The sequence below is a fragment of the Spiroplasma sp. ald genome (genome assembly GCF_044714355.1).
Taxonomy (GTDB): Bacteria; Bacillota_I; Bacilli_A; order Mycoplasmatales; family Mycoplasmataceae; genus Spiroplasma; species Spiroplasma phoeniceum.
The window spans coordinates 1-11,780 of the sequence record NZ_RXFY01000027.1; the positions used below are offsets into that span (position 1 = coordinate 1).

Annotated in this window: 11 protein-coding genes and 1 pseudogene; 2 read left to right on the plus strand and 10 right to left on the minus strand. The window is 27.6% G+C overall.

Translation table 4 applies throughout. The annotated features are described in order from the left end of the window. The first annotated feature begins 424 nt into the window (after window positions 1–424). Window positions 425–1,105 (plus strand): hypothetical protein, encoded by a 681-nt coding sequence (locus EHU54_RS02360; RefSeq protein WP_400248738.1) that lies wholly within the window; start codon window positions 425–427, stop codon window positions 1,103–1,105. A 64-nt stretch (window positions 1,106–1,169) separates the two neighbouring features. On the opposite strand, the gene EHU54_RS02365 is transcribed toward EHU54_RS02360, so the two are convergent. The 9 genes from EHU54_RS02365 to EHU54_RS02405 form a co-directional block, all read right to left on the minus strand. Continuing rightward, the gene (locus tag EHU54_RS02365; RefSeq protein WP_400248748.1) at window positions 1,170–2,360 is read right to left on the minus strand and encodes an acetate kinase; all 1,191 of its coding nucleotides are present in this window, start codon (window positions 2,358–2,360) and stop codon (window positions 1,170–1,172) included. A gap of 16 nt (window positions 2,361–2,376) precedes the next feature. Then, window positions 2,377–3,354 (minus strand): phosphate acetyltransferase, encoded by a 978-nt coding sequence (gene pta / locus EHU54_RS02370; protein WP_400248739.1) that lies wholly within the window; start codon window positions 3,352–3,354, stop codon window positions 2,377–2,379. Between the two features lie 105 nt (window positions 3,355–3,459). Continuing rightward, window positions 3,460–3,735 carry a hypothetical protein gene (locus EHU54_RS02375; RefSeq protein WP_400248740.1) on the minus strand — a complete coding sequence of 92 codons (276 nt, stop codon included), beginning with the start codon at window positions 3,733–3,735 and terminating at the stop codon, window positions 3,460–3,462. Beyond that, window positions 3,686–3,880, minus strand: a complete 195-nt coding sequence (locus EHU54_RS02380) for a copper homeostasis protein CutC (RefSeq protein WP_400248741.1) — start codon at window positions 3,878–3,880, stop codon at window positions 3,686–3,688. Before EHU54_RS02380 ends, EHU54_RS02375 begins: the two co-directional genes overlap by 50 nt. Next, window positions 3,867–4,115, minus strand: a complete 249-nt coding sequence (locus EHU54_RS02385; RefSeq protein WP_400248742.1) for a copper homeostasis protein CutC — start codon at window positions 4,113–4,115, stop codon at window positions 3,867–3,869. Before EHU54_RS02385 ends, EHU54_RS02380 begins: the two co-directional genes overlap by 14 nt. Continuing rightward, window positions 4,116–7,163 carry a DNA polymerase III subunit alpha gene (locus EHU54_RS02390; protein ID WP_400248743.1) on the minus strand — a complete coding sequence of 1,016 codons (3,048 nt, stop codon included), beginning with the start codon at window positions 7,161–7,163 and terminating at the stop codon, window positions 4,116–4,118. A 64-nt stretch (window positions 7,164–7,227) separates the two neighbouring features. Next, window positions 7,228–7,578, minus strand: coding sequence for a hypothetical protein (locus EHU54_RS02395; RefSeq protein WP_400248744.1), 351 nt, complete (start codon window positions 7,576–7,578; stop codon window positions 7,228–7,230). Further along, the gene (gene thiI, locus EHU54_RS02400; RefSeq protein ID WP_400248745.1) at window positions 7,562–8,761 is read right to left on the minus strand and encodes a tRNA uracil 4-sulfurtransferase ThiI; all 1,200 of its coding nucleotides are present in this window, start codon (window positions 8,759–8,761) and stop codon (window positions 7,562–7,564) included. The genes EHU54_RS02395 and thiI overlap by 17 nt, the downstream gene beginning before the upstream one ends. Window positions 8,762–8,776: 15 nt before the next feature. After that, on the minus strand, window positions 8,777–10,492 hold the full coding sequence (locus EHU54_RS02405; protein WP_400248746.1) for a septation ring formation regulator EzrA: 1,716 nt from the start codon (window positions 10,490–10,492) through the stop codon (window positions 8,777–8,779). A 292-nt stretch (window positions 10,493–10,784) separates the two neighbouring features. Between EHU54_RS02405 and rpsD the strand changes: the two genes are divergently transcribed. Next, the gene (gene rpsD / locus EHU54_RS02410; protein ID WP_400248747.1) at window positions 10,785–11,399 is read left to right on the plus strand and encodes a 30S ribosomal protein S4; all 615 of its coding nucleotides are present in this window, start codon (window positions 10,785–10,787) and stop codon (window positions 11,397–11,399) included. 47 nt (window positions 11,400–11,446) lie between these two features. Here the strand turns inward: rpsD and EHU54_RS02415 are convergent. Continuing rightward, window positions 11,447–11,780: pseudogene (locus tag EHU54_RS02415) on the minus strand (hypothetical protein); the annotation flags it as partial.

Sequence of the window (11,780 nt, forward strand, 5' to 3'; positions counted from 1 at the left end):
AATTATTAATAACATGTTCTAAGTAATTATACCGTGAAAAGTTTTAAAATTAAAATTAAAATTTTATTTTTTAACATATAATTAAAAAGAAAAAAGACTATATTTTTTACTAAATTCCTATTTAATTAACAACAATGAAAAAAACGAGGAAACTATATGCAACAAAAAAATAACATCTTTTTTATTAAAAAAATGAAATATTTATTTTTTTGCAATTTCATTATTCATAATTTCTCTTATTAGTTTAGGAGTTATTATTGCAACGAGATGATATCAAATTGACTACCAAATTGCTGTTGAACTTGCAAAACCTTTATCAAATGAATTTGTTAAATATTGAGTCCGTTTTTATGATCAATTAGGAAATACTGAAATCGTTATTGTAATTATCATTTATCTAACAATATTATTAGAAACATGGTTTTTGCTTAAAATAAAACAAGAAAAGCAAAAATTTATAAAAAATTATTGGATTACTGTAATCTATTATTTCCTATCCATAGGAGCATGACTTATTGATAATATTGTTAATTTAGCCTTAATTCCAAGTCTTGACGAAGGCTTTGGACCTGGAATTGACTATCTTCTATTTGATAATTATAAGTATAAATTAACAAATGCTATTTTAGTTTTTCTTTACCAATCATTCTTATTAGGAATTGGTCTTTATTATGTTCGCTATCGGTTAGTTAAAACTAACCGTTTGTTAACAGAACAGACATGAATAAAAGCAACTAAAGGATTAAGTTTTTTAATTAGTACATATATTATTATTGTGATTTTAAAAGGTGCAACACATCGAATCTATTATTATAATGCTATTTTTGGTGATTTAATTGATGCCCATTCTGAATTCTTAACTGCTTATCTTAAATCGGGTTTTCATTTTGGATATAACTTAGGTAACGGTTATCTTAATAATATTCCCTCAGAATGACAATATACTTGGTGGAAACCACCAATTGGCTTATTTAGTAATGTTAATATGCCAACATTTAAAACCCCATGAGAATATGCTTTCCCAAGTGGTCATATTAATGCTACATATTGTACTGGCTCAATTATTCTTTTATTTTTAAAAAATAAGCAAAACAATAAGGTTTAGATGCTAATAGCATCTAAACCTTTTCATTGTGAAGAATTATATTTTAAATAATAACAAAATTATCTTATGAATTAATTAAATGATAAGTATCTTCGCAAATCATTACTTCTTCATTTGTTCGCATTGCATAAACAAGAACATCTGCTTTTGGAGTTGAAATTAGATTTTCCGTTTCATATGACCTTTGATTTGCTGACGAAGATAATTCTAAGTTTAATAAAGTAACTTCATTAACAACTAATTGGCGCATTTCATCAGAATTTTCGCCAATTCCAGCGGTAAAAACAATTGCATCTGGTTTTGTTTTTAAATCATTAACATAACTAACAATATATTTTGCAATTCTTTTTGCACTCATTAACAATGCTAATTTACTACGTTGATTATCCGTGCTACTTTTAAAAACATCACGTAAATCAGATGATACTCCCGAAATTCCTAATAACCCAGATTCTTTATTTAAAGTATTAGTTATTTCATCTAATGTTGCACCAGTTTGATTTGCAATAAATTGGTGGATTGAAGGGTCAATATCGCCACTTCGTGTCCCCATAATTAATCCTTCTAATGGGGTTAAACCCATTGAAGTATTAAAACTTTTACCATTTTTAACTGCACAAATTGAAGCACCATTGCCTAAATGACAAATAATTGCATTAACTTCAGTAACTGATTTTTGTAAAATTTCAGCTAATCTTTTTGTAATATAACGATAAGAAATGCCGTGAAAACCATAACGACGGACTTGATAATTACTATATCATTCATAAGGAACTGAATATAAATAATTTTCTTCAGGAATTGTTGTATGAAATGAAGTATCAAATACTGCAACATTTGGAACATCAACAATCTTACGAAAAGCTTCAATAGCAGCAATTGCTGGTGGATTATGCAGCGGAACTAATGTTACCATTCGTTTAATTTCTGAAAATACTTCATCGTTAATAATTATTGATTGTGTAAACTTTTCACCACCATGCACAATTCGATGTCCAATTCCTTGAATATCAGTAAAATCTTGAATAATATAATGTTCTTTTAATTTAGCGATTAAAACTTTCGCTGCTGCTTTATGGTCTGGAAAATCTTCTTTTGTTTGAAACTCCTGACCATTAAATTTAAGGGTAAAAATTCCATCAATGTTAATTCGTTCAGCTAATCCTTTGCAAATTACTTCATAATTTTTTGCTGAATCAACTTTATATAATTGAAATTTCATCGAACTACTACCCGCATTGATTACTAAAATCATTTTTCTTTTTTCTTTTCTAATCATTTGATTTATATATACATAAATATGCTGTCACTAAAACAGTATTGTAAATGTCATTAATAGTAGCACCACGTGATAAATCATTAACTGGGCGGTCTAATCCAATAACAATTGGACCAATTGCTTCAAATCCCCCTAATCGTTGGGCAATTTTATATCCAATGTTTCCCGCATCCAAATTTGGAAAAACAAAAATATCAACAGGTGCTTTTAAGACTGATGACGGCGCTTTTTTATTACGAATAGCATCATCTCACGCGGTATCAAATTGAAACTCACCATCAACAGAACAATTTTTTAAATTCTTTGCTTGGACAAGTTCATAAGCAGTACGGACTTTATCAACAGAAGTCCCACGCCCTGAACCTTTTGTTGAAAAAGATAATAATGCCATGTTTGGCTTTTGAAAACCAAAAACTTTACTAGCTTCATATCCTAAATAAGCAATATCTGCTAATTCCTCAGCCGTTGGATCAATATTCAAAGCACAATCAGTAAAAATATAACGTTCATTATTCCGAACCATTAAAAAAAATGATGAAACTAATTTTACACTTGGTTTTGCTTTAATAATTCGCAATGCTGGACCAATAATATCTTTTGTATCATAAGTAATCCCACCAACCATTCCATCAGCAAGACCTTTTTTAACTCATAAAATTGCTAAATAATTACATTCACGAACTAATTCTTTAGCTTCTGATAATGAAATTTTTCCTTTTCGTAATTCAACGAAATATTCTGCTAATTCTGTTTCATTTTGCTCTTCGGCAACAATAACTTCGCTTTGTAATTCATCAATTGTTGTTGGAACTTCTGCTCGTGTTGCAAAAACAAGAATTGGCGTAATATTTGTACCAATTAATTGTTTCGCTACTGTTTGAATTCGTTCAGAATTTCCTTCTGGAAAAATAATTTTTATTTTGTGAGAAAAGGTATTAATTTTTTCAAGTATGTTTTTTAAAATGTTCATTTTTTATTCCTTTCTGCTATTAATCATTACCAAATAATTTTATATTACTTTTTTTAAAGTTTTTAGAAAAAGTAGCAAATTAATTATAATTAATTAAAAATTTTCCTATTTTAATTGTTGAAGTTTTACTATATCAAGGGCAGTATTTCAAGTCACGTCATAATGCACAGCACTGCCAAGATGAATCGCATCACAATAATGACTAATTTCGCGATAATTAGTCAAATTAATATCACTACCTCCTTGAATTTGAACACCATAATTCCGAAGACTTTGTAAAGTTACTAAATTTTTCATAATTGGAGTTATCCCACCTTGGGTTAAAACTGTGCTAATTCCTAATTGAACTAATTGTTGAATAGCAGTAAATTTTATCTTCAATTAAATCAAAAGCCCTGTGAAAAGTAATTGCTAATGGATGTGCTAAGGCAATTAATTCTTCCATCCGTAATAAATCAATTTGATGCGTAGGTGTTAAAATTCCGACCACAATACCTTCTGCCTTTGTTGTTTTAAATATAAGCAATATCTTTTTTAAGTTGAAAATATTCATCAGCCGGACAATAAAAATCAGCATCACGGTGACGAACCATTACCCGAATAGGAACTTTAATTCGTTCAGTACATTTTTGAATAACTGCATAAGATGGTGTTAACCCTCCGCGCGATAAATCAGCACATAATTCAATTCGGTCAATATTTCCAGCTTGTTCAATAATTTGGCATTCTTCGTAGTTTCTTGCAATAACTTCAATAAACATTTATTCTTGCTCCCCACTAATAAATTTAATGCGATTAATAATCCCATTAATTTTATTATTATATGTTCCTAACTTAATATTTAATAATAAGACATTATTAGTTTTTAACAAATTAGCATAATCTTTATAAATACCAGCAAAAGCAGTAATATTAATTTCGCCACTTTCATCATAACAATCTAAGAATGCCATTTTATTGTTGTTTTTATCAGTAATTACTTTTACTCGCTTCACGAGAACTAAAATATTTGCTGATCCTAAACTTAAACGCAAATTACTAATTAATGTTGTTTTATCTTGGTACCCTGCTTTTTCACGAATATATTTTAATGGATGATTCGATAAATAAAATCCTAAAAATTCATATTCTTTTTCTAGACATATAACTTCATCGTTTTGTTCAATTACTAGTTCTGGTTTTTCAGCTAATGAAAAATCAACAATTAAATTTTCATTATCTTCTTGCGTTTTAATCAACTCAATATAAGTAATAATTTGGTGGTAATTATTAAATAAGGTAATCCGGTTCAGCTTAAAAACATCTAATGCTCCAGAAAAACATAATGCCTCATAAGTTTTTCGATTTAAGCCTTTCTTATATAAACGAATAAACAAATCATATAAATCCATAAACATCCCATTAGTTTGATACTCTTGGGCAATTTTATTAAAAAAAGCAAAACCAATTTGTTTAATAATTAATAATGGAACACAAATTTGATTATCAATTGTGTGATACTGTCGATATGGAGCATTAATATTTGGTGGCACAATTGTTAAATGATTCTTTTTTGCTAAAGCAATATAATCATTTGTTTTATGTTCATCCCCAATAACATGTGTCAATAAACTAGCTAAAAACTGGGAAGGATAATTTGCTTTTAAATAGGCCATTTGATAACCTAACAATGAATATGCAACTGCATGGCTCCGATTAAACCCATAGGCAGCAAATTTATAAATTAATTCTCAAATTTCTTGTGCTATTTTTTCAACATAATGATTTTTAACAGCCTCTTCAATAAATTCAGTTTTCATTTGGCTCATAATTGATGCATCTTTTTTCCCCATTGCACGACGAAGCACATCAGCTTTAGCTAGTGAAAAATTAGCAACTTTTTGAGCAATTAGCATAACTTGCTCTTGATAAACAACAATACCATAAGTTGGTGCTAAAATTTCAGCTAGACGTTCATCAATATAGGTAACTTTTGCCAAATTTTTTTTTCGTTTAATAAACAAAGGAATATTATCTTGTGGACCAGGACGATATAACGAAGACGTTGCAACAATATCTTCTAATTGGTCTGGAGCCATATCAACTAAAACCTTCGTCATCCTTGGTGATTCTAATTGAAAAATCCCTTTTGTATCCCCTTGCGCTAATAATTGATAAGTTTTTTGGTCATTTAATGGTATGGTGTCAACATCTAATTTTACTTTTGTTTCTTGGTAAATATTATCAATCACATCATGTAAAATTGTTAAATTTCGTAATCCTAATAAATCCATTTTTAGAATTCCCAATTCTTCTAAATAATTCATTGAATATTGTGTTTGATAAATTCCATTATAGCCTTCTTTAATTGGAATAATTGTTTGTAAGCGTTGTTGTGTTAAAACAACACCTGCTGCATGGGTCCCTGTTTGACGTGGTAAACCAATAATTTTTTTTAAATGCAAAAACACCTGGGGATATTTCTTCTGATAAATTTCAAAAAGAGGATTAGCATTAATTGCTTCTTCATAATGATAATTATATTCTAATGGAACTGCTTTGCTCATTTTATCTGCTTCTTCAATTGCGATATCAAAAATTCGACAAATATCTCGAATTGCCATTTTCATCCCAATTGTCTGGAAAGTAATAATATGGGCAACATGTTCACTACCATATTTTTCAAATAAATATTCAACAACCATTTCTCGTTTATCATCTTCAAAATCAATATCAATATCTGGTAAACTTTTTCGTTCTGGATTTAAAAATCGTTCAAAAAGTAAATTATAAGCAATTGGATCAATTGTTGTAATATTTAATAAATAACTGACAAGACTACCGGCAGCGCTACCGCGGCCAGGACCAACAAAAATATTTTGTTGTTTTGCATAACGAACATAATCTCATACAATTAAAAAATAATCATTAAAACCCATTTTATTAATCACCGTTAATTCATAAGTTAATCGTTGCAGATATGTTGTTTTAGAACCATTAATTTTTTTTTGTTTTAAAGCTGTTTGACAAATTTCTTGCAAAAACTGTTGTGCGGTCTGCCCTTCTGGGGTTGGATAACGTAATAAATTATCAAAAATAGTCCCTTTATGCAAAGGAAAAACATCAATTGTCGTAATAAATGTTTTAATATTGTCAAAGTATTGTTGATAACGGGGCAGTGGTGAAACTCAACCATATAAATCTTTCATCTTACTTTCTTTAAATAAAGTTTGTGTTTTAATTGTATCAACAACTTTATAAGCAGTAAAATCTTCACTTGTAAAATATTGTACTTTATTATTTCAAATAATTTGTTCATTTGCAACTAATCCTTGCAACGATTCTAACAACGATAAATTCCCATTATTAATACCTAAATATAAATCCGTTCCAACTTTTAAAATTTTTCTTAGCGTTTGATATAACTCAGGTTGATAATTATCTGTTGTATAATTAATAATAATCTTAACATCTGTTGTTAAAAACTTACTAATTTCCTCTAATGTTACATTTTGCTTATGTTCAGCATTAATCATTATTAAAGATGAAATTTCAACTAAATTAAAATAACCATTTTGATTACGGGCAAATAAATTCATATTATAAGAAATATCATTCAAGAAAATAATAACATTTAAGCCAATAATTGGTTTAATTTTATTTTTTTGACAAAGCTGGTGAAATTCATAAACCCCAAACATATTATTATCACAAATTGCCAATGATGATAAATTAGTTGTCATAGCATAATTAAAATATTTATCAAAAGTAATTAAAGATGATAATAAACTATAACTTGTTCGAACATTTAAATGGGGAATTGTCATCATTGCTACCTCACTCTCCTATCATTGTAGCGAAAAAGAAAATAAAAACCACAATTGTGGCCTAATTTTATAATTTAATTGCAATAATAATGATCATAATTACAATTAAAAGCGCTAAGATCCCAAAAATTAAATAACCTCATAAACGGGCTTTTTTCTTTGGAACCATTTCTTTTAATAGTTCTTTTTCTAAATCAATTGCATTTTCATTATAAAAAGAATTTTGTTCTTTCTTCATATTTATTATTTTAATATCTTCATCTTTAACATCACGAATAATTGAAAATTCTTCATCAATTAATATTGTTTCTTCTAATAAGTTTGTTCGTGATTGTTCTGCTTTTTGTAATTCAGATTCATTAACTAATTGTTTTGCTACTTCTTTCTTTTTTTGAAAAAAACTAGTTTTCTTCTTCATAAATCACATCCTTACCAACCACATATGTTGTTATATTTTTTTTAATTATAACATCAATAATTTCTGTTCACATTAAATTCTTTTCTTGAAATTCTGCTTGTTTTAAACGTGGTTTTGTAACAGGATTCTTTGGAACAAATAAACTACAACAATCTTCAAACGGTAAAATTGATGTTTGATAAGTATCAATTTGTTTTGCAGTATCAATAATTTCATTTTTATCAAAACACAATACTGGCCGCAAAATCGGCAATGTAGAAACATCATTGATTGTATTAATACTTTCAATTGTTTGAGAAGCAACTTGTCCTAATGATTCTCCAGTAATAATTGCCTGACATTTTAAATCTTTAGCTAATAAATTAGCAATACGATAAAACATTCTTCGCATAATAATAATTCGATAACTAATATCAGGAATATGCATTAATTCATGTTGTAACATTGAAAAATTAACCGCATGCAATCGTTGCTGATTTTGACCAGCGTAATAATTTAATTTTTGAACTAAAGTTTTAATCTTTTGTAATGCTTCTTCTGTCGTATGTGGCGGTGTTGCAAAATGTAAATATTCAATATTCATTCCCCGTTTCATTGTTAAAAAAGCTGCAACTGGTGAATCAATTCCTCCTGATAACATTACTAATCCTCGTCCAGATATTCCAACTGGTAAACCACCAATTGTTTTAATCTTATTAACAAAAACATATGTAAATGTTCGGCGTACTTCAACATCAATTTGCAAAACTGGTTGATGAACATCAACTTTAACCTTTGTTTGTTGTAATATTTTTGGTGCTAATTGTTGCTTAATTTCCGTTGATGTCAGTGGAAAAGTCTTATCATTTCGGCGCACTTCTAATTTAAAAGTTGCTGGTTGATAATAATTTACGATATTAATTGCACAATTAGCAATTTCTGATAAATCACAAGCAACTTTTTTGGCTAATGATAACGATGATGAACCAAAAACATTTTTAACAATGTTAACAATTTCCATACTAACCGTTGCATCTAATAGTTCAATAAATAAACGATCAAATTCTTTTTTAATTTGATATTGATTTTCATATCCTGTTAATTTTGTTTTAATATTATTAACTAAAACTCTTGTAAAATCATTACGGTTTTTCCCTTTGGTTGTTAATTCTCCATAACAAATTAATATTACATCAAAATTCATTTTATACTCCATTTTCTATATTTTTCCTTGTTCTTCATGAATAATTTTTAACGCTAAAAATAATGAGCCATCATAATCACCATCGCGATAAGCAATCTGAGCATTACGTAATTGGTTATCAACATCATCATTTGTTAAAATAAATTTTTGTGCATAAACTAATGTTTCTTGTGATAATAAATCTAATAAAATATTATTTTTAATTTTTTCAAACAATTTTAAAACTTCTGTTTTCAAACGATTTAGTTTACCTGTTACTTCATCAACTTCACTAGGATTATTAACATCAAATGATATTCGTTTAATTTTTTCCAAAGATTGTCGATAATCACTAATTGCTTTTTCATATTTTGTTAATAATTTTTTATATTGTAATTGATTTAAGCGAACTTCAGCTTGTAACAAAACCACTTCTAACAAATGAATTGTTTTTCTAATTTCAGTTTCTGCAAAATTACGTTTTTCAATAATCTTTACAACATTTTCTAATGCTTCTTGGGTTACAACAGCATTTTCTAATAAATGTACTAATTTTTGATTAAAATTAACATAATCGCGACCATTACGATTAATTTCTAAGACTAAGCGGTTAGTATCATGTGTTAAATCCTTTGTTTTTCCCATTGCTTCACGATAAATGCCTTCTTCATGTGCCGTTAATGTTGATGAACTACGTAATGCCTCAATTTGTCGAGAAATTGCATTAAAACTCCGTTCAATTTTATTAATATAATCCATTACAACTTGATAATATTTTTTAAAACATGAAATAATTGCTTTTTGATGTTCAATACTTTGATCAAAATCACTAATTTGATTAATAATTTCAATTGTTTTCTTGGTTGCTTTTTTATATTGCAAATTATCAATATATTTAGAAATTAAAATTTTAGTTTCATCAATCTTTTGGGTTAATTCATCAAAACTATACTTTAATAAATCACGACTACTTTCATCTTTATTGAAAAGAACATATTTATCTTTTAATAAAGAAAGTTTATTTGGAACCAATTTTGTTAACAAGGTTTTAATTTGTGGAATATTGTCTAAAATTTCAACAAAAATAGTTAAGGAAGTAGTAATATTGGATAAAATTTGTTCTGTTTTAACAAAATCACCCGCTGTTAAATAATCTTCAAATTCATCAAACATACTTTCAATATTTCGTTCAAAATCACTAATTTTTTTAGAATCTAAAGATACATTCATTTGCAATTTAATTGCATCTTCTAACAATGAATTAAACATTTTCTTATGTGCCAAAATATAATCTCGTTGTAATAATTCAATTCGCAATTGACTGTTAATTTCATCTAATAACCGACGAGCTTCTTCTTCCAATAAAGTTAATTCTTTTAACAACGGAATAATTTTTTGTACTGCTACTTTCGGCATTTTCTTGGATGTTGTTTTATTAATTTGATATAATTTACGAAATACCTCTAAACAACTTATTAATTTTTTCTCATAAATAATTTCATACTTTGTTCGTCAGATAATCAAGTCTTTTGCATAGCGATTATTATAACGAGCAATTTCAGAAATCCGAAAAATTTTATGTTTTAACGGTAATCGTTTTAAAATATCAAATTTTTGTAAAACTTTAATTTCAATTGTTTTTAAATAACGCTTTTGCCCTCACAATACTAATGTTATTATTAATAGTAACAAGCAGACAAAAAATAAAATTAATAATGTTAATTTAATTGGATTATTAATAATATTTTCCATTTTGCCTAGCCCCCAATCATTACTATATATCAATTGAATTATAGCACTTGCAAAAGATATTACATTAAAAATTAGAAAAAAAATATTGAATTATCCTTGATTTTATTATACAATATTCCCTAGACAACACAGAGAAGCAGCAGAATTGCATAGTAATGTTCTTAGTTTTTTATTAATTAAGATTTAGTGTTAAAGTAACCCTAGCTGTTAGGGCGAAGCAAAAAACTTCCTTTATTAGAGCAATTCAATGAATCTTTTTGTATGTCATAATGATATATAGGAGGTTTTTTTAATGGCACGTTATCGTGGAAGTATATTTAAAAAAGCAAGAAGATACGGTTTTAGTATCTTAGAAAACGACAAAGAATTTTCAAAAGGGAAAAAAAGAACAACACCACCTGGTCAACATGGACAACGTCGTTCAAAATTATCAAACTATGGATTACAATTACATGAAAAACAAAAAGTTTGTTATATGTATGGTTTAACAGAACGTCAATTCCGTAACACTTACAGTAAATCAAAAAAAATGAAAGGGATTGCCGGAACAAACTTCTTAATTATGTTAGAATCACGTTTAGATAACATTGTGCATCGTATGGGACTATTACAAACAAGAGCAGGAGCTCGTCAATTAGTAAATCACGCTCATATTCTTGTTAATGGGAAGAAAGTTGATATTCCATCGTATAATTGTAAACCTGGTGATGTGATTAGTGTAAAAGAAAGTTCACAAAAAAATGTTAAAATTTTAGAAAGTTTAGATAGTCAAGTTAGTACATTAGAATTTGTTAAATTTGATAAAACTAAAATGACAGGAACATATGTTCGTTTCCCTCTTCGTGAAGAACTAAATAGTAATATTAATGAAGCACTAATTGTTGAATGATACAACCGTTTAGTTTAAAAAACATCTCAAAAGAAATGTTTTTTTATTTATTAAAGTTTTACATATTAGCTTATTACTTCTATTTTTTTCAATCTTTTATAGATTTGTTTATTTTTATCATTACTTCACAAACCATATTTAGTATTAAAAGATTTTAGTAAAGCATAATCAAAATTAAGATTTACTAGTTGTTTGATGCATTTAAAATAATCATTTTTAAGTGGCAAAATAATTTCTGTCACTTTTTGTTTTCAAGCTTGTTTATAAACAATTCCACTATAAATATCATTTAATTCAGGAACAATATAATTATAGATTCCGCCTACCCCACAGGTTTCACCCGGATTTTGGGCTGGATTTGGATATTCAACAATTTTAATATGTAAAACTAAATGTTCT